Raw genomic sequence first — 23,195 nt, forward strand, 5'->3', positions numbered from 1 at the left:
GTTGTTAACAAAAACAATTGACACAAAGTGCAACCTGACGGATAGTTCGCCTGTATGGATGTAAGAGGGTGTCATGATTATGGTTTTGCGTGTTTTGCTGGTCGCTGCGTGTTTTCTCGCGGCGGCTCCTCGGGCCAGTGCCGGGCCGGTCTCCCAGGTTATCGACTTCCGCGATCAGACGTTCGCCGCGGCGGACGGCGACCATGCGTATGCCGGCACGCTCGCCGGGTCGAACATCGGTTTCACGATCAAGGCCTATGGTCCGTGCCTGTTCTGCGATTGGCAGCGCGAGGAGATCTCTTGGCGCGCCGATGATGGCTTTGGGGTCGACAGCGATCCCTTCGATACCCGCGATCATCGTATCAACGGTGCCGAAATGCTGGTGATCACGTTCGACGACGTGGTCGGCCTGACCGGCATGATGTTCGCCGAGTTCGATCATCATTGGCTTTGGGGCACCGATGTGGCCGCCATGGTCATGGACGGCGAGCAGCGCACACAGATGAGGGTCGGGGCCGACTCGGTGGTGCGTCACGCTCTCGACCCGGGCGGCGATGGCGCCGAGTACCTCGATGCGAACAATGGCGAGGGGCTGATCTGGTTCGACGAGGTCATGCCGGTGAAGACCTTGCACCTGTATTCTGGCGCGGTCGGGCTTCTGGATGACTTCGCCCTGATGGGGCTGATGCACACGCCGGTTCAGATGCCGGTGCCGGCCACCGGGCTTGCGCTGGGCCTCGGGCTGGGCTTGGTCGGGCTGGCGCGGCGCCGCCGCACCGGCTGAAAAACGACCCCGGAGCAGACCGCCCCGGCTGGACGCCGGTCTCGGGCAACCGGTAGCCGCGATCCCATCCGATCCGCGGGTCGTGGCGTCGGATGGCCGGGCGGTGTATCCGCCGCAGGGCGGTCGCCGCTGCGGCCGGTTCCTTCCGCGCGGTCCGATGCCGTCGCTGGCCGGTCTTGCGCTGGCCGGGGACCATGGGGCTGCTGCAGACACGAAAGCCGCTGCCGATATCCTGTCGGTGGCGGCATATTGTTTGGGGCGTCCGCTTCGGCCGCGATCGTCCGCCCCTCCTGCCCCTCCCGCCTCGCCGCACGGATGATGGCTTGTTCGCCGCGCGCCGGCCGCCCGTATCGGGCTGACGCCGGGGCGCGGTCCATGTCCCCGGGCAGCCGACCGCTACCACTCTGAGCCATGGCCTTCCGAGATGGGCAGCCCGAGCCCGTTTGGGCGACCAGTCCAATGTCTGGCAGGTGCCCAATGGTGGGACGCCGCTGCCCACCTCCCCCGGTTTCGCGGCCGATCAGGGGCCGTTCCAGTCTCCGGCGCCGAGCACGGTGATCAATGACGAGCACGGCAACCCGCTGACGTTCGGGCCCAGCGGTCAGTTGATGACCTTTGAGCAGGCCAGGCTCGGCGACATCGACACCATGTTCTTCTCGCGCAACGCCGATTGCGGCAACAACGATCTCGTCACCTGTCTGCCCGAGACCAACACCCTGGTGTCGCCTCTGGATCGCTGGGTGGTCACCGACCCCACGCCGAGCCAGACCACCATCAATGGTGAGCGCTATGCCCTCGCGCTCGACGCGGTGCGCGATCCCAATACCGGCGACATCGTCTGCCGGGTCAATACGCTCGACGATCTGGACCTGCCCGGCGACGGGTCGCTCTGCCAGCCCAACGTGCCCACCGACATCGAAGAGTGTCTGCCGTTCAACCCCTTCGGCATCAGTCAGAACGACCAGGATGTGTTGAACTACCTGCTTCAGGACCAGGTTCAGTTCAGCGAAATCACCCAGCAGGTGGCCGGCGCCAACATCAGCGGCGCATTGTTCGACCTGCCGGCCGGCGCAGTGTCCCTGGTACTCGGCTTCGTCCACCGCGAGGAGGGGGGGGCGTTCAATGGGGGCCAGGGCACCAATATCAACCCCAACCAGCGGGTGCAGAATGTGGGCGGCAGCTTCAACTCCGATGAGTTTTATGGCGAGGTGCTGATCCCGGTGATCGCCAACGGCACCGCCTTCGGCGCCGATCTGCCGCTGATCGATTTTGTCGAGGTCAACTCGGCGGCGCCCGAGTCACGCGACACGAGACATCACCGAATTCCCGGCCTTTCGCCCGTACAACACCACGTGCCGCTATGAACTCACCGACAATCTGTCGGCGCGGCTGGTGGTCGACAATGTGCTGGACAAGGTGGACAGCCCGCTTCTGTCGGCCAGCATCGGCGGCACCGACAATCTGTTCAATGACATCGTCGGCCGTCAGTTCACCTTCGGGTTGCAGGCGGCCTTCTGACCCGGTCTGGCGCCGACCCGAAACCGGGTCGGCGCCACGTTTTCCCGGCACCGATTCAAAAAATGCGCGGCGATTGCTGCCGCCACACCGAGCGGCTTTGCGTGCGGCGGGCATCGGCGGACCCGCATGATCGTGCAACGAAGGTTTATTTTCTCGTCGGGCGGCCATATTTCAGGATGACTATAAAGACATTGCTGCTGTTGTGTTTTTGCAACATCCGCATTTTTCGACATCTCTTGGTTCGGATAATCACTTTACAGGCTTCGGATCGCCCGATCTAATCACCTCGGTGACTTGGGGTTTTTGGCAATAATGTGCCGGCCGGGCTGAGTCGGCAGTCGCGAACCGGACAATAGGCGCCCAAGGGACACGATACCAACCGACAAGTCTGTATGAGGGAACGCACAACGATGACAGACGGCTTGATTAAACGAACGGCGCTGTTTGGGACGTCGGCGGTGGCGCTGCTCTGTGCCACGGCCGGGGCGACGGCGCAGGCGGCGAACGACCAGCAGGACGCGACGCTGGAAGTGGAAGAAATCGTGGTGACCGGCTCGCGGCTGGCCAACACCAACATCAGCTCGCCGGTGCCGGTGGTGCAGATCGGCTCGGAACAGATCGACAGCCGGGGCGCGGTGCGGATCGAAGAAGTGCTGAACGTGCTGCCGTCGGCCTTCGGGGCGCAGACCAGCTCGGCGGTGAACGGGGCCACGGGCACGTCAACCGTCGACCTGCGCGGGCTCGGCGCGGTGCGGACCCTGCCGCTGATCGACGGCAAGCGTCTGCCCTTCGGCTCGGACAGCTCGGCTGCGGCCAACCTGGATATCGTGCCCACCCAGTTGATCGAACGGGTCGACGTGGTCACCGGCGGCGCCTCGGCCATCTACGGCTCGGACGCGGTCGCGGGTGTGGTCAACTTCGTGCTCAAGGACGACTTCGAGGGCATCGAGTTCGACGGCCAGGTGGGCTTCCACCATTCGGGCAACAGCAACAGCTTCATGGAGAATGTGACCGCGGCGGCCGGTTTCCCCGATGCGGAATCCACCGCCGACGGGCGCGATGTGTTCGCCACCCTGACCGTCGGCGCCAACAGCCCCGACGGCCGCGGCAACATCACCGCCCATGTGGCCTACCAGAACCAGAACGCCATCCTGCAAGGCGACCGCGACATCAGCGCCTGTGCCATCGGCTCCAATGACGGTCCGTTGGGCTTCGGCGGCATCGGCTGCGTCGGCTCGTCCAACTTCCGCCGCTTCAACACCGATCTGGGCGCCCTGTTCCAGCAGGAAGACGGCACGCTCGTGCCGCTGGTCGGCGGTCCGGCGCAGACCTACAATTTCGGTCCGCTGAACTACTTCCAGCGCCCGAATGAGCGCTTCAATCTCTACACCCGCGGCCATTACGACATCACCGACAATATGGAAGTGTTCATGGACCTGTCGTTCATGAACAACAACACAGCCGCGCAGATCGCGCCGTCGGCGTCGTTCAACCGGCCGTTCCAGATCAACTGCGACAACCCGCTGCTGCAAAACGGTCTCGGGCCCAATGGCGAGGGCGTGGGCACCTTCTTCGACGCGCTCGGCTGCGGCGCCATCATCGAAGCGTTCGAGAACGGCGAGCGCGACAATGTGGATCGGGCGTTCTTCAACAGCCACCGCAACGTGGAAGGCGACCCGCGGGTCTCGGAGTTGGATAACACCAACTGGCGGATCGTCACCGGCTTCCGCGGCGAACTGTTCGACAACTTCCAGTGGGAGACGTTCGGCCAGTTCTCGCGCGTCAAGACTCAGGACATCTCGCGTAACGACCTCAACTTCGATCGGGTGCAACAGGCGCTGTTCGTCGTCGAAGGCCCCAATGGCCAGCCGATTTGTGACCCGGCCCGCAACCCCGACGCCGGCTGCGTGCCGTGGAACATTCTTGGCCGGACCGCCGATGGCCAGAGCCTGGTCACCCAGGATGCGGTCGACTTCGTCCAGGGCGTCGGCATCACCGTGGGCGAGACCAACCAGCGCGTGGTTGGCGGCACCATCCAGGGCGACTTCGGCCGCTATGGCCTGACCTCGCCGTTCGCCGAGGATGGCGTCTCGGCGCTGGCCGGCTTTGAATACCGGAAGGACGAACTGGAGCGGATCCCCGACGATGTCTCGCAGATCCCGGGCGGCCGCGGCTTGACCGGCGTCGGCGGCGGCACTCTGCCGGTGTCGGGCCAGGTCGAGGTGTTCGAGCTGTTCATGGAGACCCAGATCCCGATCGTCCAGGACGCGCCGTTTATCCGCGAACTGTCGCTGAGCGGTGCCTACCGCCGGTCGCAGTATTCGACCAAGGGCGACGATCCGATCACCGGCAATCCGACGTCGAACGACTTCGGCACCAACACCTTCTTCGTCGGCACCAACTATGCGCCGGTGGACGACATCCGCTTCCGGGTGCAGTTCCAGCGCGCGATCCGGGCGCCGAACGTGTTCAACCTGTTCCTGACCCAGAACACCGGTCTGGTGGACCTGGCGACCGGCCCGAACGGCCTGTTCGATCCGTGCGCCGGCACCACCGATCCGACCGACAGCATCCCCTCGCCCTCGGCCAGCCTCGCCCAATGCCAGAACACCGGCGTCACGGCGGCGCAGTACGGCACCATCGAGGACAACCCGGCGGGTCAGTACAACATCGTCACCAGCGGCAATGCGGATCTGGAAGCCGAGGTGTCGGATACCTTCACCGTCGGCACGGTGTGGACGCCGTCCTACCTGCCCGGCTTCTCGTTGGCGGTCGATTACTTCAACATCACCATCGACGGGGCGATCGCCACGATCCCGGCCCAGACCACGCTTGACCGCTGTATCGCCAATGGCGACGAGCGGTTCTGTAGCCTGATCCAGCGCGACCAGTTCGGCACGCTGTGGCTCGACAACTCGAACTTCGAGGGCATTCGCACGCCGCTCGACAACATCGCCCAGTTGAAGACCACCGGTGTGGACTTCTCGGCCAAATACTCCTTCGACCTGGAGGCCATCGGCCTGGGCAATGCCGGGACGCTGAACCTCGACTATAACGCCACCTGGCTGCGGTCGAACTCGTTCACGCCCATCGAGGGCACCGACGAGGTGGAGTGTCAGGGCCTCTACCGTGGCGGCTGCGGGGTGCCGAACCCGGAATATCGCCACATCTTCCTGGCCAACTGGCAGACGCCTTGGGATGTGGGCGTCACCGCTACCTGGCGCTACTTCGGCGATGTGGAGTTGAACGGGACCTCCGGCAACCCGGTGGATGCGGTGCTCGAAACCCGCAACTATCTGGACCTGGTGGTGCGTTGGCAGGCCACCGACTTCGCCGAATTCCGCCTCGGCGCCAACAACCTGCTGAACAATCAGGCGCCGATCACCACGTCGGCGGGGACCGCGCCGGGCAACGGCAACACGTTCCCTGCGTCCTATGACATCGACCGGTTCATCTTCTTCGGCGTCAACTTCCGCTACTAAGACACGCCGGGTCCGAACCGACCGAAAAAAATCGCCGCGCCCCTTGCGAGGGGCGCGGTTTTTTTTTGGCCATGGTTCGCGGCGGGGCGCTGTCTACCAGCCGCCGGTGCCGGGTGGGCCCTTGATCGGGCCGGTCAGGTCCGGCGTGACCCAGCCGGCATAGAATTGCCCTGGCTGCGGCGTCGCCACATGGGCGCCGACACAGCAGCGGTCCATGGCTGCGGGGTAGAACGCGTAATGGTCCAGCAGCCGCTCATAGCCCATGCCCAGATCGGTCAGGGGTGTCTCCAAACAAAACACCGCGCGCTGGGCGCGCCGGGTGCCGACCACCAGATCGTCATAGGCCGCAATTCCTTTCCATTCGCACAGCGTCCGATGCGGGTTTGCCACCAGGCAGTCGGTCGCAACATCGGCGGCGGGAAAGTAGTACACCGGCGCGCTCGCGGTTTCACACACCGCAAGGACGGCGTTGCTGTCGGCGATGCGCCGTCCGGCAAAGTCGACCGTGCAACGGGCGTCCACCGCGTCGACCCGTGGCGGGCGGGGAAAATCCCAGACCGATCGCTGACCGGGATTCGGCGTGACAATGTCGTGGGGCCGGGGCCGGTCGCGCCACGCCAACCGCGCCGTCTGGATCTCCGGCATCAGGCGGTCCAAGTCGATGGGGGGGCTTGGCATGTCAAAACCCTCTCGGCGCCGCCGTCGCCCGGCACCGGAAAAAGCTGTGATAGCAAGGCGCGGCGAGGCCGCCGGGTCGGTGCCCGGCCACGCCGGACACCTTGGGCGTTTGCCGCTTGCTCTCAAGCGCGCCACAACCCGAAGGGCGCGCCCGACCCTTTTGGCGCCCGCACCCCAAAGGCGGTGCGCCGGCCTCACCGCTTCACCCGTTGAGTTTAGCGCGGTGCGGCTGGGAGAGAAGACCCGGCGGGCCCGGCCCGCCGGGTCGTTGCGCCGCAGGGCGGCGATTGCGCCGGTCAGCGATCGAGCAGGGGCGCGATGCGGCGCCAGTCGACGAGCTTAAAGTTCTGAGCGGCTTTCGGCATGTCGTCGGCGGGGCGGCCGTCGCCGTCGACGCCGGGCTCGACGTTGAAGCCATCTTGAACCACCAACAGACCTTGCGGGTAGTCGGCGCCCAAGGGTGCGGGCGTGGCGGCGATGCCGTCGGTCTCCTGGGTGCCGTCGATGCCGGCCCTGGCGTCGGCGGCGATGCGGAACCGGGCGACCGGCTGCGGCGCGTCGGCACGGGTCAGCACGTGATAGCTGTCGTCGCCCTGGGACGAGATCAGGATATAGCCGCTTTCCTCGCCGGTCTCGTAGAGCGTGACGCCTTCGATGTCGGCCTTGGGCGCGGCCGCGTCGCCGACCGCGTAGAACAGCGTCTTGGCGCCGTCGGCGAGGCCGCTGCGCGTGGTCGGCACCGCCCACAGGCCGGCCACCTCTTCGCCCACATAGAGCCGGTCATACTCCCCGTCGTGCACGCAGCCCTCGATCTGGCTGTCGAAGAAGGCGGGCTTGAGCGCTTCGGGGCTGTCGTCGGTGGGGTCGGTGATCCGATAGGGCTGCACATAGCCTTGCTTGTGGGCCACATAGACCACCGGGCCGGCATCGGTGCGGCCCATGCACAGTCCATAGGGCTCGGGCCCGACCGAGAAGCGGCCGATCTGTTCAGCGCCCGCGGCGGTGACCGAGAACAGCACCACGGAATCGTCGCTGCGGTTGCTGGCCGCCGCCAGGTCGCCGGACCACTGGCCGGTGGCGACGCCCTGGATCAGGTCCACATTGTTGAGCCGGCCGGTGGCCAGCATCTGGCGTTCGGCGCCGTCGAGCCCGTAGACGCGCAGGCCGGCGGTCTTGTCGGTGCCGAGGATCAGGCTGTGCGCCGGGTCGTCCGGGTTGACCCAGATCGCCGCATCGTCGGCGGCGTCGTCGAGGGTGTCGACGGTGTCGGTCTCGGCGCTGGGCGACACCGACGCCGGCAACGTCTGTTGGGCGAGGGCGGCCGGAGCGGCTCCGAGCGCCAGGGCCAGTGCCAGGGTGGTGGTGGTAAGAACAGGGTAGTTCATCATGCTGGATCTCTTTGAAGGGGAACGCAAGGGGCCGCCGGATCGCCGCCACCCTTACCCCGCGCCCCTCTGCCGCTGGGTGGCAGAGGGGCGCGCTGGCCAAAGGCCAGGGACAGGGGGGCGAGCCTGCAGGGCCGGGTGCCGTCCGGCGCGGGTCCGCCGCAGCGGGCTCAGAACACCGCGCGCAGGGTCAACTGGATGCGGCGCTGGGCTTCCTCGCGTTCGATTTCGTAATTGTCGCGCTGGCCGCCGGTGATCGGGCCGTCGAAATTCTCCTCCGACTCGATGGTTTCGGCGTCCAGGATATTATTGGCGCTCAGCCGCAGGATGACCCCGGGCAGCAGGCGTTTTTCCACGAACGCCTCCAGATTGCCCGACACGGTCGAGCGCTGGATTTCGTCGCGGAAATAGCTGAAGGCGTCGCCCTGGCGCTGATAGCTGGCGCCAAAGCTCAAGCCCCAGGCCGGCACGCTGTGGGTGCCGCCCACATTGAACACATAGTCCGGCTGGCCGTTCAACTGCACCTTGCTCTGGGTGAAGGTGTTGTCCAGTTCAGAGCGCAGATAGGTGTAGTTGGCGAACAGGCCGGTGTCGGGCAGGCCGATGAAGCCGAGCGGCGTCGACAGGTCGAATTCGACCCCCCAGACGTCGGCCGTGCCCACATTGTCGAAGCGGAAGGCGTCGCCGACGATCACGTCGCCATCGTCGATCTCGGTCTCGCCGGTGGGGCCCAGATTGACCAACTGGATCACATTGTCGACCCGGCGGTAGAAGCCGTTGACGCCCATCACGCCGCGTCCGGGCAGGGAGAATTCCAGCCCCGCGTCGACGCCGTCCGAGGTCTCGATCTCCAGGTCGGGGTTGCCGGTGGTGACATCCAGATCGTCGGGCTGGTCGTCGAGCGAGAACGGCACGCGTTGGTTGAACTCCGGCCGCCGCACGGTCTGGGCGTAGCTCAGCCGGGCGCTCGCCCAGTCGTTGATGGTATAGCGCAGGTGCGCCGAGGGGTTGGCGTTGAAGTCGTTGGTTTGGGCCGAGCGCGGCGCGCCGTCGGCGATGCCGTCGAGGGTCGTGCGCGTGACCTCGAAGCGCGCGCCGGTTTCCAACTCCAGCCGGTCGGTGAGCTGCCAGGTGACCATGACGAAGCTGTCATAGCGGTTTTCGGTGACGTCGAACACGCCGCCCAGGTCCGAAGGCGTCGGGTCGCTCAGGTCCACCTGGCCGTCGTCGAAGCCGAACACCTGGAGCGAACTGTTGCGGTCCTTCAGCCGCGCCTGGAAGCCCGCCTTGGCGGCCAGGTCGGCGAGGCCGAGGCGCTGGGCGAGGCCGGTCAGGCGCCGCTCGGCGGAGGCTTCGAGCTGCCATTCGGCGTCTTCGATGTCGAAGATTTCCTGTTCGTCGCCGGGCAGGGGCAGGTCGGCGACCGAGTATCGGGTGCGGAAGCCGGCCTCGTCGGGCAGCGCGCCGCCCAGGTCGTCCGGTTCGGCTTCCAGGTCGGTTTCGGTTTGCAGATTGTCGAACTTGGTATAGGCGGCGCGCAGGAACAGGTCGGTGGCGTCGCCGAGCCGGTGCGTGTAGCGCGCGTCGAGGCCGAAGTTCTCCTGATCGAACTGGGTGTCCTGGGCGCCGATCTCGACCAGATTGTCGGGCGCGTCCTCGAACACCAGGCCGTCCTCGCGCTCGGTGCGGTCGGTGTTGATGTAGAAACCGCGCAGGCTCAGATCGTGGCCGGCGTCGAAGCGATAGGCGATGTCGGCATTGACCGCGATGTCGAAATTCTCGCGCACGTCGCTTTGGATCGCGCGCACCTCGCCGTCGCCGACCAGGCTGTCGGCGGCGTCGAAGGCCAAGGCGTCGCGCGCGGCGCCCACATTGGCCCGCTTTTCGGGGTCGAATTCCTCCTGGATGGAGAATTTCTGGTTGAAGCGCTGCTGGGCGTTGAGGTTGACCGAGAAGTTCAGCTTATCGTCGAGCGCCGAGCCCGCATAGCCGACCGCGCCGAGCCCGCGGATGGTGCCATCGTCGCCGTCGACGGTCGGGCGGTAATAGATCGCACCGCCGCGCACATAGCCGCCGTCGGGCAGGTTGGCGCCGTCCTTGAGGATGATGTTGATCGTGCCGGCGACCCCCTGGGCGTCGATATCGGCGCTTGGGCTGCGGATCACCTCGATGCGGTCGACCAGTTCGGCGGGGATACGGTCGACGAACACGCTGCGTGCGGTGCCGTCGCCGCCGCCCGCCGACGGGATCGGCCGGCCGTTGATCAGGATCTGGGTGAAGCCGTTGGCCAGGCCGCGCAGGCCCGGATCGTCAAACTCGCCCACATCGGTGGTGAACGAGACGCCGGGCACCCGCTTGAGCGCGTCGCCCACCGACAAGGGCTCGAAGCGCTGGAAAAATTCCTGGCCGTAGACCAGTTCGGGGTTGATCCCCTCGGTGCGGTTGCGCGTCGTCACCGGGGCCAGGATGATGATTTCCTCGACCGCTTCGGCGCGGCGGGTTTCGGGCAGATCGTCGATCGGTTGGGCTTGGGCGGCGAGGCCGGTCAGAAGCGCGGCCGCGGCGGCACTCGCCCTGAAGAAATGGCGTGTCATCGTTTCCCCCGAGTCTTTTTAATTTTGGTCGGAAGCCGCTTGTCTCGGGGCCATGCGGGTCAGGCCGATGACGGAACGATGATTATCTGATTAAGCGATGGTTGCAGTTGCGTGACGCGGCGCATTGAGCCGGTGTTTTGGGGCCGATCCGACCAAGGTCGCTCTCGACCTACCGCGCCAATCGACGTATGACATGAGTAATATCCTGGGACGTCTTGGCCTTTGAGGGCGTAGTGAACGAAGTTATGGGTCGATCGACGCTAGGTGTTTTCCGCCAAGACGATGAGTTGGACGGCGGTTTGTCCGCCATGCGTACGGACTTTTCGTTGGACGATATCGCGTGGCCCGGTGGGCGGATCGTTTTTCAATGGTGGTGTGAGGCGCGCCGCGGAACCTCGCTTCCCACGCGGGCGGATTTCTCGCCGACGATTTTGGGGCGATATCTGTCCGGCATCTGCCTTGTGACAGTGCCGGAGGCGGGCGGCGCACTGCGCTTTCGGCTTGCCGGAACCGGGATCGCCCGGGCGCTTGGATGGGACCCCACCGGCCACGCGCTGGTGGATCTGCCCGCCGCCAAGCCGCTCGTGGATCGTTGTTGCTGGGCCGTCGAGCATAGATCGCCCTATCTGTGCTGCGATCAGCCCCTGTCGGTTCTGGGCAAGGGCTACCTGACCCATTCGAGCGTGGTCGTGCCGCTGGCCGACGAAAGCGGCCGCGTGGCGATTTTGATCGGCCACGTGCACTTCGCAAGCAGCTTTTCGCGCTGAGGTCGGCGGCCCCCGGCCGAGCGCAAGAGCCGCTTCCGATCCACCCACTATGCGGGCCTGTGCCGACGGCCGGATCGGTCACCAACGGCTGATCATTCCGGCGCGAAACACGCTCGACATCGCACCACCGCGCACCAGGAGCGGCCGGGCATCAGTCGCTTGACAGATTGATATAGTATAACATAGCTGTCACTTACCGTTTTCGTCAAAAAAGTAAGGGAGGACAGTTCATGCCCCGTGCCACCGCCACGGCCCTGGTTGCCTTGGCCGTCGGTTTGCCCGCCGCCGCCCAGACCATGTCGCCGCCGGCCGAGGTCTCCCGTCCCGGCCAATCCAGCGACCATCACGCGCGCGCCATTGAGGAGTTGGTGATCACCAGCGATCCGTTGCGGCGCAGCGGGTTTCAGGCCACCCAGGGTCTGTCGGTGCTGACCGGCGAGGCCTTGTCGCGCGAGCTCAACGCCACCATCGGCGACACGCTCGACGACCTGCCCGGTGTGTCGCAGACCTATTTCGGCCCGGCCGCCAGCCGGCCGGTGATCCGTGGCCTCGGCGGCGACCGGCTGCGCGTGTTGATCAACGGCGTCGGCAGCATCGACGCGTCGACCACCTCGGCCGACCACGCGGTGGCGCTCGACCTGTCGAACGCCGAGCGGGTCGAGGTGATCCGCGGACCGGCGACGCTGATCTATGGCAACAACGCCATCGGTGGCGTGGTCAACGTGTTCGATGGGCGCATTCCCACCGAGGTGCCCGAAGACCGGCTCGACGGTCGGGTCATGGGGCTGTGGGGCTCGAACGCCGACGAGGTGTTGGTCTCAGGCGGTGCCACCCTCGGCGTGACGCCCAATCTGGCGTTGCATGTGGACGGCTTCTGGCGCGACACCAACGATATCAAGGTGCCGGGCGCGGCGCGCTCGGACGCGTTGCAGGCCGCCTTGCCGCTCCATGAGGGCGAAGAGGAGCCGCGCGACCGGGTGCCCGACAGCGACCAACGCAACTATGGCGTCAATGGCGGCGTGTCCTGGGTCGACGATTGGGGCTTCTTCGGCGTCTCGGTGGGCTATCTGGAAAACGACTATGGCATCGGCGCCGACGTCCACGGCATTGAGGTCGCGTTCGGCGGCGAGGATGACGACCACGACCATGACGATGATCATGATCATGATCATGACGATGACCACGATCACGACCATGATCACGACCATGAGGGCGAGCACGGTGCGGTGCGCATCGAGCTTGACCAACTGCGCGTCGACGTGGCCGGCGACGTGCGCGTCGACTGGGGCCTGCTCGACACGGTTCGGCTGCGCTTCGGCTGGGCCGACTATGACCAGGCCGAGATCGAGGGCGACGAGGTCGAGGCGATCTTCCTCAACGACGGTTGGGAAGGCCGGCTTGAACTGGTGCAGGCGCCGCTCGGCGCGCTCGACGGCGTGGTCGGGGTGCAGTTCCGCAACCGCAACTTCACCGGCGCCGAGTTCATTCCCTCCAACGACCAGTTCCAGGCCGGTCTTTTCGCGGTCGAAACGCTCGATCTGGGGCGGCTGACCCTCGACGGCGGCGTGCGGGTCGAGATCCAGGACAATGAGACCGACGACCCGGCCACCCAGCCGGCGATCACCCGCGACTTCACCACCGCCAGCGTCTCGGCGGCGGCGTCTTACGACCTGACCGACCGGCTGGCGGTGTCGCTCAACGCCTATCGCAGCGAACGCGCGCCCAATCCCGAGGAGTTGTTCTCCAACGGGCCGCACAAGGCCGCCTTCAGCTTCGAACGCGGCAACCCCGACCTGGACAAGGAGGTGGCGCGCGGCGTCGAGGCATCGCTGAGGACGCGCGGCGGGCCGCTGACCGGCGCGGTCAATCTGTTCTACACCAGCTACAAGGACTTCATCGGCTTCGTGTTCACCGGCGACGTGGTCGAAGGCTTGCCCGAGGCCCGGTTCATCAACCAGGACGCCCGTTTCATGGGCTTCGAGGTGGACGCGGGCTATGCGCTGTGGCAGCGCGGCATGCGCTCGGTGGACGTGGATCTGGGGCTGGACTATGTGCGCGCCGAGTTCACCGATCTCGACCGCCCGGTGCCGCTGATCCCGCCGCTGACCCTCCATGCCGGCGTCGACTATCACGCGCCGCTTTACGATTTCCGCGTCGATATCGAATGGGCGGATGACCAGGACCGGGTGTTCGGCGGGCCGCTGACCTTCCCCACCGACAGCTATTTCCTGGTCAACACCATGCTGCGCTTCCACCTGTTCGGGCGCGAAGACACCACGCTGGCGCTGCAGGCGCGCAACCTGACCAACGAGACGGTGCGCTACGCCTCGTCGCCGCTGCGGGACTTCGTGCCGGCGCGCGGCCGCGATTTCCGCATCGCGCTCCAAGCGGCGTTCTGACCGGCGCCCGGGTCGGCTTCTAGGCCGGCTTTTGGGTCGACGATCCGGCGGTCTGGCTCAGCCCTTAAGGGCTCAGGCCGCCGGGTCCAGCGATTGGTCGGCCGCGTCGGTGCTCGATGCGCCGGCGGGCCAGGCGTCCATGACCGCCTTGGCCAGCGTCGCCAGCGGTACCGCGAAGAACAGCCCGCCGACCCCCCAGATGCCGCCGAAGAACAGGATCGCCACGATCACCGCCAGCGGGTGCAGCTTGACCACCTCGGAGAACAGCAGCGGCACCAGCACATTGCCGTCGACCCCTTGGAGCAACAGATAGGCGCCGACGGCGAGCGCGAAATCGAAGCTCAAGCCCCACTGGAAGAACGCCACCAGCGCCACCGGCAGCGTCACCACCGCCGCGCCGATGAACGGGATGATCACCGACAGCCCGGTCATCACCGCCAACAGCGCGGCGAAATCGAGCCCGATGGCCAGGAAGGTCACCCAAGCCGCCGCCGCCACGATGACGATCTCATAGACCTTGCCGCGGGCGTAATCGCCGGCCCGGGCGACGAATTCGCGCCAGATGCGGTCGGCCATGGGGCGGTGGTCGGGCATGAAGCCGGCGATCCAGTCGAGGATCAGCCGCCGGTCTTTGAGCAGGAAGAACACCATCACCAGCGTCAGGATCATGTAGACGGCGGTGGAGATCAGGTCGACCGCGCTGGCCAGCGAAAAGGTCACCAGCCCGCGCACCAGGTTGGTGGTCGCGGCGTTGATCTCGCCGGTGATCACGGCCAGTTGGTCCTCGCCGATCAGTTTGGGATAGGCTTCGGGCAGGGTGGTCAGCACCCGGTTGACCTCGCCCACCATGCCCGGCAGTTGCTCGGCGAAGGTGACCACTTGGCGGGTCAAGGCCGGCACCGCCAGCCCGATCAACGCGGCGGTAAAGGCGATGAACAGCACATAGGTGATCACCGCCGACCAGGGGTGCGGCACGCCCAGGCGGCGCAGGCCGCGATTGGGCCCGTCGAGGATGAACGCCACGACCACCGCGCTGATCACCGGCGCCGAGACCGCCGGCACCAGGGTGACGAACGCCAGGCCGAGGGTCAGGAGGACCAGGACCAGCAGCACCTGCGGGTCGTCGAGGGTCTGTTTGATCCAACTGTGTACCGGGCGCATGAACGCTTCCTCACTAAGCCGCTGGGTTGGCAGGCCAGGGGTCGCTCAGGCGGCGGTGGTGCCGCCGTCGGCGATCAGATTGGCCCCGTTTAAGTATGCCCCGCCGGGCGACAGGACAAACAGAATCAATTCCGCGACCGTGGCCGGATCGGCCGGGCCGCCCGCCGGCAGGCCGCCGGCATATTTGGACAGATCGTCGCCGATGTCGGCCATGGCGCGCTGGAACATGGGCGTGTCCATCGGGCCCGGCGATACCGCGTTGATGCGCAGCCCCAAGGGTCCGTATTCGGCCGCCGCGCTTTGGGTCAGGCCGACCACGGCGTGCTTCGACGCGCCATAGGCCGCGACCCAGGGCGCGCCGCGTCGCGACAGGATCGACGCCACATTGACGATGGCGCCCCGGCCGCGCGGCGCCATCACCCGCACCTGGTGGTGCAGGGCGTGGAACACGCCGCCGGCATTGGTCGCCATCACCGCCGCGAAGGTCTCCGGGGTCAGGTCGGCGACCCGGGCCGAGGCGTGGCTGATCCCGGCGGCGTTGACCGCCAGGTCGAGCCGGCCGTCATGGGCGGCGGCGATCCGGTCGACGAAGCGCCCCAGCGCCGCCGCGTCGCGCACGTCGAGGCGTTCATAGTCGGGATCGCCGGCGGGCTCGGCGCCGGCGGGCTCGGCGCCGGCCGCGCCATCGGTCGGATCGGGCAGGCCGCAATGGTAGACCCGCGCCCCGGCGGCGCGCAGCTTGGCCACCAGGCAAGCGCCAAGCCCCGACGACCCGCCGGTGACCATGGCCACCTGGCCGTCGAAGGCGGTCATGTCCTTGTCCATCATCTCTCTGGGCTTAGACCGGCGGGGGCACCCGCCACAAGGGGGGGCGAGCGCCCCGCGGGTCGGTCATTCAACCATGGGGCGGGTGGTCGGGGTCGTCCGGGGCGCGGCCATGGTCGTGGTGATGGCCATCGCCGGCGGCGGACCCATGGGCGTGGCTGTGGCCGCCGCCCGGCAGCAGATGGTGCAGAAACCCGCGGATGCCCTGGTGCAGCAGCGACACGGTCATCAGCGCCAGCAGCACCGCCAGCGCCGGCCAGTGCACCGCCGGGCCGGCCGGCAATGCGGCCAGCCAGCGCCAGTCCTGCACCGGCAACACGCTCAGCATCACCAGCGATGCCAGCAGCCACGGCGCCACCCGGTCCAGGCTCGACAGCATGCGCCGGTCGCCGCCCTGCCGGCGCTCGGTCATGTCGAGCGCCACCGCCACCGCGCAGGCGACCAGCAGCAAGGGTGCCACCATGGCCGCCGTCCACCACAGCGCGCCGTCGTCCTCGCCCGGCCCGTGGACCAGCGACAGCGCCGCCACCAGCCCCAGACCGGCCAGCGTGCCCAGCCGCGCGCCCCAGCAATCGGCCAGCGGCGCGGGCAGGGCGTGGTGGGCATGGTCCTCGATCGGGTGCACCATCACGTGCAGCAACATGCCGACCATGGCGGCCTCGAAATAGGCGCGCACCGGGCTGTGCAGAAGCGGCAGGGCGGTGCCCCAGCCGGCGCCGAGCACGGTCACCGCGGCCAGCGCCACCAGGACGCCCCAGGCGATCCTTTGGCCGAACGCCGGGCGGATCAGCCACCACAGCGCCAGCCCGGTGGGCAGACGGTGCAGCACCACGCTCGCCGCCAGGGTGTCGACCACGCCGTCGCCGTGACCGGCCAGGCTCAGCGCCATGCCATCCGCGCCGGCGTGCAACACCATGGCCAGGGCTGCGAACGCCAGAATGGCACCGTGCAGCCGGCCTTCCACATGGGCGAAGCGGTGTTCGGCCCAACTGGGCAGGGCGAGGCCGGCAACCAGCGCCGGCAACACCGCCACGCCGGCTTCCATCACCGTGTGCGGCAGCACGGTCAGCAGCAGAAGCCCGGCCAGCGCGGTCAGCGACAGGGCGTCGAGCCCGGCGCGCAGCCGCGGCCGTCCGCGCGACACCGCCCACAAGGGCGGGGCGGCCAACAGCGCCAGAACCGCCAGTACCAGATAGAATGCCATGACCGTTGCGCTCTTTGGGCTTCGTGAACAATTCCGGGACGTTATATAGTAGCCCCCGGCGCCGTGGCTAGCCCTGGGGCAGCCGGATCGACCGGATTGGCCCGATCGGTCGCATTGTTCGGATCGGGCGGATCGGGGCTGGCGACCTTGGGCCGGGCAGAACGGCGCCAACACCGGCGGTGCTTGGGCGCTTTCGTGCCGTCCCGCCTTGGCGCCGGTCCGCCTGGTGTCGTCGCAGCCCCCGGCCAGCGGGCGTGACAGGCGGGGGTGGGCTGTGCTTGATGAGCCGGGTCCAGGGGGGGCCATGTGGGCGAGTGCGTCGGCCAGCGCTTCGGGCCGCCGGTCCGGCCGGGACCAAAGCGCGGGACGCGCCGCCCGCACCCCGCCGCCGAGCTATCAACCCATCAAGCTATCAACCCATAAGGAGATGGATCATGTGGTCGCCGTCCGACACGCCCGACTGGCTGCGCACCGGGCTCGATCATCTGTGGTTCCCCTATACCCAGATGAAGACCATGACGCCGCCCTTGCCGGCGGTGGCAACCCGGGGCAGCGAGATCGTGCTCGCCGACGGGCGTCGGTTGGTCGACGGTGTCGCCAGTTGGTGGACCGCCGCCCACGGCTACAACCATCCCCATATTCTGACCGCCATGGCCGAGCAGATGGCGCGTCTGCCCCATGTGATGTTCGGCGGCCTGATGAACGAGCCGGCCGCGCGCCTTGCCGGGCGACTGGCGGCCAAGCTGCCGGGCGACCTGAACCGCTGCTTCTTCGCCGAATCGGGGTCGGTCAGCGTCGAGGTGGCGATGAAGATGGCCGTGCAGTACCGGCTCAATCGGGGCGAGCAGCGGTCCAAGATCCTGTGCTTCGAGGGTGGCTATCACGGCGATACCATCGCCACCATGGCGGTGTGCGACCCCGAAGAAGGCATGCACAGCCGCTTCGCCGGGCTGTTGCCGCGCCATGTGGTGGCCCCGCTGCCGGTGGACGGCGAACGCCGTGGCCATGTGGCCGCCCTGGTCGAGGCGCACGGCCACGAACTGGCGGCGATCCTGATCGAGCCGTTGGTCCAGGGGGCCGGCGGCATGCGCTTCCACGACGCCGACTTGTTGCGTTTTCTGCGCGACCTGGCCGACGCCCACGGGCTGATGCTGATCTTCGACGAGATCTTCGTGGGCTTCGGCCGCACCGGCGCGCTGTTCGCCTGCGAGAAGGCCGGCGTGGTGCCCGACATCGTCACCCTGTCGAAGGCGCTCACCGGCGGTGTGGCGCCGCTGTCGGCCTGCGTCGCCACCGAGCGGGTGTTCGAGGGCTTCTGGTCTGACGATCCCGAGCACGCGCTGATGCACGGGCCCACCTACATGGCGCACGCGCTCGGCTGTGCCGCGGCCAATGCCTCGCTCGACCTGTTCGAGACCGAGGACCGGCTGGCCCAGGCCGCCGCCATCGAGGCGCAACTGGCCGCCGAACTGGCGCCGGCGCGCGACCTGCCCGGCGTGCGCGACGTGCGCACCCTGGGCGCCATCGGGGTGGTCGAACTGGATACGCCGCCCGACACCGAACGCCTGCGCGCCCGGTTCATCGATCGCGGCGTGTGGGTGCGGCCGTTCGGCTCGATCGTCTATCTGACCCCGGCGCTGACCATCGCACCCGACGACCTGTCGCGCCTGACCGGGGCGATTATTGCCGAGTTGCGCGCCGGTTAGGCCGGTCAAGCCCGCCCCGACCCGGCAAGGGCTGCCATGGGGGCCGCTCTCGCCGGGTGGCTAAGGCGCCGGTTTTCTCGGGTTAATCGGTTTGGCAGAAAACTTGCTTTCGTCGAGGGGCACAGGCCGTTGCGATGGCCGCCCTTCGACGAACGCGGAGATCTGTCCATGAGTGTGAACCGAGCCGATTACCACGCCTTCCTCAAGCAGGTGGAAGTGGCTTTGGAGACCGCCCTGGAGGACCAGCCTGCGGCCCAAGCCCCCTATCGCGACCAGTTGGAGGCGATGCACGACGAGGTGGTGCGCACCCGGGCCGCCTTGTGCGACAAGCACCGGACGGCGTCGCGGGTCGCGCGCGGCAACGGCCTGGCGGCAGACTGACCGGCGCCGCCAGCCCATAAGGACTTGCCGCCAGGGCATGGGGCTTGTGGTCTCGGCGCCGCCGATGTCCGGTGCCGGCGCTTGCCGGGCGGTGTGGGCTCGGCTAGAGCGGGGCGAAGCCGGGCCTGGTCGCCCGGACGTCAGCCCTGGATCGGGAGCCGGTGACCCATGAGCGTTTGCGTCAATCCCCATATCGCGCCCGAGCGGCGCCTGGACGTGGTGTTGGTGGCCGCCGCCGCCCTGGTCGATGCCGACGGCCGCGTGCTGATCGCCGAGCGCCCGCAAGGCAAGGCGATGGCGGGCTTGTGGGAGTTTCCCGGTGGCAAGGTCGAGCCCGGCGAGATCCCCGAGGCCGCGCTGGCGCGCGAACTGGCCGAGGAATTGGGCATCGAGGTGGCGCCGGCCTGTTTCACGCCGCTCAGCTTCGCCTCGCACAGCTATGACGATTTTCACCTGTTGATGCCGCTTTATCTGGCCTATCGCTGGGAGGGCGCGGTGCGCGCGCTGCACCATGCCGACCTGGCCTGGGCGCGGCCGCGCGATCTGGCGCGCTATCCCATGCCGCCGGCCGACGCGCCGCTGCTTGCTGCCCTGCGCGACCGCCTGGGCGCCTGACGCGCGGGGCGCGGGCGTCGCTAGCGGCGCGGCACCCGGACCTCGCGGGTGTCGAGCGCGTCGGCCAGGCGCTGCTTGGCGCTGCCCGGTTGCAGCGGCTTGGGCTGGTCCGGCCCCGGCGACCAGCCGGCGAGGAAGATCAGGTCCACGGTCATCGGAACCCGCCCGTCGCCGCCGGCGTAGCGCGCGCCATAAAGCTCGACGGCGCGCGCCAGCACGTCGCGGCGCAAGGCGCAGCGCTCGCGGTCGGCCAGGGCATTGCCTTCGCCCATGGCGCCCAATTCGCGCAGCAGCGTCACCGGGTCGGCGTAGCGCACGGTCAGCCGCTCGGTATCGGCCACCGGCATGGCGAAGCCCGCGCGCTGCAACAGCCCGCCCAGGTCGCGCACGTCGGCCATGGGCGAGATCCGCGGGGCGACGCCGCCGCGCAGCTCGGCCTCGGCCTCGGTCAGGCAGTGGCGCAATTCGCGCAGCGTCTCGCCGCCCATGAGCACGGCGGAGAATAGCCGGTCGGGCTTCAGCGCCCGGTTGATCTGGATCAGGCTTCCGGGCAGGTCGTTGACCCAGTGCAGCGACAGCACGCTGACCACCAGGTCCAGGCTTGCCTCGGCAAACGGCAGCCATTCCTCGTCGGCGGCCAGGCGCGGGGTGCCGGGGCCGGTGCGGGCCAGGGCCGCGGGGCTGAGGTCGGCGGCGATGGTGTGGCGCGCCGGTAGCCGGCCAGCCAGACCGCTGCGCCCGGCGCTCAGGTCGAGCGCCACATCGAAGTCGCGACGGACATCGCCAAGGCGTTCCAGCAGGGCGTCGGCGGCGGCGGCGAACAGAAAGTCCACGTCGGCAAAACCGGGCGCGGCGCGGTCGCGGTGCCGGCGCACCGCCTGGCGGTCGAAAATGCGCGGCGGTGCGGTCATCGCCGGCCCCCGCGTGCGCGGTGGCCGATTCTGGGGTCGATTTTGGCGCCGATGGTCGGGACGGGAAGGCCGCGAAAGCTCTGCATGGGGCATCACCCTGTGGGTCGGGGAGGGGCGGGGGCGCCGGCCGGCGCCGCACCCGGCGCAGACTTGGGGTCAAATCGCCGCCGCTGCAAGCCCCGGGCGGTGCCGGGGCGTCGCTCGGGAGGGGGCTCGGACCGCGCTCGGGGGGGGCAGGGCCGCCCGGTTCTCGTTCCCCCGTCCCCCCGTCCCCCGTCCCCCGTCCCCCGTCCCCCGTCCCCCGTCCCTGGCACCGCGGCGGTCGGGGCGGGTGCCCGGTCCGGCGGGGATTTCGTTTCGGGCCCGCAGCCAGTATGCAAGGGGCTGCCGATCACGCTTTCGCGGAGTTGCCGGTCATGCCGTTCGTCCCGATCACCTCGCTTCGTCTGGCGCTCGTCGCCGTGGTTCTGGCCAGTTTCGGCGCGCTCGGCGTCTTGTGGGCGGCCGATGAGATGGCGTCGGGGAGCGCGCCGGTCGAGATCGCCGTCCAGCCGGTGCCGCTCGACCCGCGCGCGCCCCAGGTCCACCGGGTCGGGCGGCTGGCCTATGCCGGGGGGCTGGCGCTGACCGCGCGGGCCGAGGGCTTCGGCGGCTTCTCCGCGCTGGCCCACGACCCCGCCACGGGCGACCTGATCGCGCTCAGCGATCGCGGGCGCTGGCTGGCCATGACGCCCCGGTGGCGCGACGGCCGGCTTGTGGGAGCGAAGGCGGCCGGGGCGTTGCGGCCGCTGATCGGCGCCGACGGCAAGGCGCTGTCCGGGCGCGCGGCGGACGCGGAATCGCTGGCGGTCACCGACACAGCGCTCGTGGTGGCGTTCGAACAGGATCACCGGTTGCTCGCCTATCCGCGCCGGCCGGGGGCGCCGCTGGCCGACGCCTTGGCGCACCGGCCCGAGCCCTGGCCGCTGCCCGACGCGGTCGGCGACCTTGCCGCCAATGCCGGGCTCGAAGCGGTCAGCGGGCTCGGTGACGGGCGCGTCGTGGCGCTCGCCGAGGGCCGGCGCGACGACACCGGCGCCTATGGCGGCTGGCTGGTGGATCGCGACGGGAGCGCTCGGGCGGTGGCGGTCGCGCGCCAGGGCCAGCACCGGCCCACCGGGCTCGACCGGCTGCCGGGCGGCGATCTGGTGATGAGCTTGCGCCATTTCTCGCCGCTCAGCGGGGTATCGATCCAGGTCGCCCGGCTGTCGGCCGGGGCGCTCGCGTCGGCGGCCATCGTCGCGCCCGAGCCCCTGGCAACGCTCGGGCCGCGCATGACCGTGGACAATATCGAAGGCATCGCCGTGGCGCCGCATGGGGATGGCGTGCGGCTCTATCTGATCGCCGACGACAATTTCAACGCCCTGCAACGCACGCTGTTGCTGGCCTTCACGCTGGATGATGCCGGTGCGGCGCCAGCCGACGGCGGCTGAGCATCAGGCCTTGCGGACACACAAAAACCGGCCGCGCGAGGACCGCGCGGCCGGTTCTTAAGGTCGGTCACCGACGGGTGGGCGGCGATCAGGCCGCCGCGGTGTCGGCGTGCTTGGCTTCGATCTGCTTCTTCAGCTTGGCCGCCTTGGGCGCCAGTTTGGTCGCCGGGGTGGTCAGCAGGAAGTTGTCGAGCCCGTCATTGTGGTCGACGGTGCGCAGCGCTGCGGTCGAGACCTTCAAGGTCACCGAGCGGCCGAGCACATCGCTCCAGAACGAGACATTTTGCAGGTTCGGCAGATAGCGCCGCTTGGTGCGGATGTGTGAGTGGCTCACATTCATCCCCACCAGGGGCTTCTTGCCGGTCAGTTCGCACATACGCGCCATGGTTCGCTTCCCGATTCTCTCAGTCTCAAAGGGTCGGACAGTCTCAACGGGCCGGACAGTCTCAAAGAAACAGTGCCCGGCGCAGGCCGCGCCCAAGGCGCCCAGAGACCGGATTGAAATCAAGGCGAGGTCCATACAGCGCCGCCGCCCCGGCGTCAAGCCTGCCCCGGCCATGGCGCGGGTCCTGCCGTGGTCCAAGGCTCCGGGTCTCTGGGGTCTCTGGGGTCTCGGGCGGGGAGCTCGGGGATGCGCGCCGCGATGGCCTGGCCCGGCGTGAGTTGACCCCGGCGCGTGCCCCGTCCGGCCGGCGCGGTCGCCCGGCCACCGGGTCCGCCGCTTTGCCCGGCTGCCTTCACCGGTCGCCTTGGGCGGCCACCTTGACCCGTCTGGGGGCGCGTTCCCATATGATCGGTGGTATGATATATCGTTCTGTCAGTTGAGTCTCGTCACACGGAAGTTCGCCATGAAAGTTGCCGTTACGTCGCAAAATTTCCGCACCGTCACCGGCCATGCCGGCAAGACCCGCCGGTTCTTGATGTTCGAGGTGGGCGAGGATGGCGCGCTCGCGCCGCTCGACCGCATCGACCTGCCCAAAGAGATGGCGCTCGGCGCGATCAAGGACCAGGAGGCAGCCCCCCATCCCATCGACGCCGCCGACGTGGTGCTGTCGGGCTCGTTCGGTGCCGGCTTCGCCCGGCGCATGGCGCGGCGCGGCATCACCGTGTCGTTGAGCAGTGAAACCGATCCTGAGGCGGCGGTGCGCGCCTATCTGGCCCATGGGCCGGTGTTGCCCGCCGACGCCCGCGACCCCGCCGCGCCGGGCCATGGTCATGACCATGATCACGACCATGGCGGCTGCAATTGCGGCTGCGGCGGCCACTGAGGGCCAAGCCGATGCGCCCAGCACGGGCTGGGCTGTGCGCGTCCA

The 23,195-nt window shown here is 68.2% G+C and carries 19 protein-coding genes; 11 read left to right on the forward strand and 8 right to left on the reverse strand.

All coding sequences use genetic code 11. From position 1 onward, the window contains the following. Positions 1–73: 73 nt before the first annotated feature. From EV659_RS10620 to EV659_RS10630, 4 genes are all read left to right on the forward strand, one after another. Positions 74–784 carry a hypothetical protein gene (locus EV659_RS10620; RefSeq protein ID WP_132708865.1) on the forward strand — a complete coding sequence of 237 codons (711 nt, stop codon included), beginning with the start codon at positions 74–76 and terminating at the stop codon, positions 782–784. Between the two features lie 443 nt (positions 785–1,227). Further along, entirely contained in the window at positions 1,228–2,148 is a 921-nt protein-coding gene (locus tag EV659_RS10625) for a hypothetical protein (protein WP_132708866.1), read from the forward strand. 28 nt (positions 2,149–2,176) lie between these two features. Beyond that, positions 2,177–2,302, forward strand: a complete 126-nt coding sequence (locus tag EV659_RS15150; RefSeq protein ID WP_274600024.1) for a hypothetical protein — start codon at positions 2,177–2,179, stop codon at positions 2,300–2,302. 422 nt (positions 2,303–2,724) lie between these two features. Beyond that, positions 2,725–5,784 carry a TonB-dependent receptor domain-containing protein gene (locus EV659_RS10630; protein ID WP_165878843.1) on the forward strand — a complete coding sequence of 1,020 codons (3,060 nt, stop codon included), beginning with the start codon at positions 2,725–2,727 and terminating at the stop codon, positions 5,782–5,784. 93 nt (positions 5,785–5,877) lie between these two features. On the opposite strand, the gene EV659_RS10635 is transcribed toward EV659_RS10630, so the two are convergent. From EV659_RS10635 to EV659_RS10645, 3 genes are all read right to left on the reverse strand, one after another. Next, a complete protein-coding gene (locus EV659_RS10635) occupies positions 5,878–6,462 on the reverse strand; it encodes a DUF427 domain-containing protein (RefSeq protein WP_132708868.1) in 585 nt (194 codons plus the stop codon). Positions 6,463–6,758: 296 nt separating this feature from the next. Beyond that, the gene (locus tag EV659_RS10640) at positions 6,759–7,850 is read right to left on the reverse strand and encodes a phytase (RefSeq protein WP_132708869.1); all 1,092 of its coding nucleotides are present in this window, start codon (positions 7,848–7,850) and stop codon (positions 6,759–6,761) included. Between the two features lie 167 nt (positions 7,851–8,017). Beyond that, on the reverse strand, positions 8,018–10,441 hold the full coding sequence (locus EV659_RS10645; RefSeq protein WP_132708870.1) for a TonB-dependent receptor plug domain-containing protein: 2,424 nt from the start codon (positions 10,439–10,441) through the stop codon (positions 8,018–8,020). Between the two features lie 326 nt (positions 10,442–10,767). Between EV659_RS10645 and EV659_RS10650 the strand changes: the two genes are divergently transcribed. Continuing rightward, on the forward strand, positions 10,768–11,208 hold the full coding sequence (locus EV659_RS10650) for a PAS domain-containing protein (RefSeq protein WP_165878844.1): 441 nt from the start codon (positions 10,768–10,770) through the stop codon (positions 11,206–11,208). Positions 11,209–11,438: 230 nt separating this feature from the next. Beyond that, on the forward strand, positions 11,439–13,607 hold the full coding sequence (locus EV659_RS10655; protein ID WP_132708872.1) for a TonB-dependent receptor: 2,169 nt from the start codon (positions 11,439–11,441) through the stop codon (positions 13,605–13,607). Positions 13,608–13,679: 72 nt separating this feature from the next. Here the strand turns inward: EV659_RS10655 and EV659_RS10660 are convergent, their stop codons facing one another. The 3 genes from EV659_RS10660 to EV659_RS10670 all read right to left on the reverse strand — a co-directional run bounded on the left by EV659_RS10660 (position 13,680) and on the right by EV659_RS10670 (position 16,797). After that, on the reverse strand, positions 13,680–14,768 hold the full coding sequence (locus EV659_RS10660) for an AI-2E family transporter (RefSeq protein ID WP_132708873.1): 1,089 nt from the start codon (positions 14,766–14,768) through the stop codon (positions 13,680–13,682). A gap of 45 nt (positions 14,769–14,813) precedes the next feature. Next, positions 14,814–15,581 (reverse strand): SDR family NAD(P)-dependent oxidoreductase, encoded by a 768-nt coding sequence (locus EV659_RS10665; RefSeq protein ID WP_165878845.1) that lies wholly within the window; start codon positions 15,579–15,581, stop codon positions 14,814–14,816. Between the two features lie 82 nt (positions 15,582–15,663). Then, complete coding sequence (locus EV659_RS10670; protein ID WP_132708875.1) at positions 15,664–16,797, reverse strand: ZIP family transporter; 1,134 nt, start codon at positions 16,795–16,797, stop codon at positions 15,664–15,666. A 434-nt stretch (positions 16,798–17,231) separates the two neighbouring features. On the opposite strand from EV659_RS10670, the gene EV659_RS10675 reads away from it, so the two are divergent. The 3 genes from EV659_RS10675 (at position 17,232) to EV659_RS10685 (ending at position 19,499) form a co-directional block, all read left to right on the forward strand. Next, entirely contained in the window at positions 17,232–18,503 is a 1,272-nt protein-coding gene (locus EV659_RS10675; protein WP_132708876.1) for an adenosylmethionine--8-amino-7-oxononanoate transaminase, read from the forward strand. A gap of 168 nt (positions 18,504–18,671) precedes the next feature. After that, positions 18,672–18,884 (forward strand): hypothetical protein, encoded by a 213-nt coding sequence (locus tag EV659_RS10680; RefSeq protein ID WP_132708877.1) that lies wholly within the window; start codon positions 18,672–18,674, stop codon positions 18,882–18,884. Between the two features lie 168 nt (positions 18,885–19,052). Next, complete coding sequence (locus EV659_RS10685; RefSeq protein ID WP_132708878.1) at positions 19,053–19,499, forward strand: (deoxy)nucleoside triphosphate pyrophosphohydrolase; 447 nt, start codon at positions 19,053–19,055, stop codon at positions 19,497–19,499. 20 nt (positions 19,500–19,519) lie between these two features. Here the strand turns inward: EV659_RS10685 and EV659_RS10690 are convergent, their stop codons facing one another. Next, a complete protein-coding gene (locus EV659_RS10690) occupies positions 19,520–20,410 on the reverse strand; it encodes a methyltransferase domain-containing protein (RefSeq protein WP_132708879.1) in 891 nt (296 codons plus the stop codon). A gap of 416 nt (positions 20,411–20,826) precedes the next feature. Between EV659_RS10690 and EV659_RS10695 the strand changes: the two genes are divergently transcribed. Continuing rightward, positions 20,827–21,882, forward strand: coding sequence for an esterase-like activity of phytase family protein (locus EV659_RS10695; protein ID WP_165878846.1), 1,056 nt, complete (start codon positions 20,827–20,829; stop codon positions 21,880–21,882). Between the two features lie 88 nt (positions 21,883–21,970). Here EV659_RS10695 and rpmB read toward each other — a convergent pair whose 3' ends face one another. Continuing rightward, a complete protein-coding gene (gene rpmB / locus EV659_RS10700) occupies positions 21,971–22,267 on the reverse strand; it encodes a 50S ribosomal protein L28 (protein ID WP_132708881.1) in 297 nt (98 codons plus the stop codon). Between the two features lie 463 nt (positions 22,268–22,730). Here rpmB and EV659_RS10705 point away from each other — a divergent pair, with 463 nt between their 5' ends. Further along, the gene (locus EV659_RS10705; RefSeq protein ID WP_132708882.1) at positions 22,731–23,150 is read left to right on the forward strand and encodes a NifB/NifX family molybdenum-iron cluster-binding protein; all 420 of its coding nucleotides are present in this window, start codon (positions 22,731–22,733) and stop codon (positions 23,148–23,150) included. Positions 23,151–23,195 lie beyond the last annotated feature (45 nt).

Origin of the sequence: Rhodothalassium salexigens DSM 2132, from assembly GCF_004341375.1 — a bacterium.
GTDB lineage: Bacteria > Pseudomonadota > Alphaproteobacteria > Sphingomonadales > Rhodothalassiaceae > Rhodothalassium > Rhodothalassium salexigens.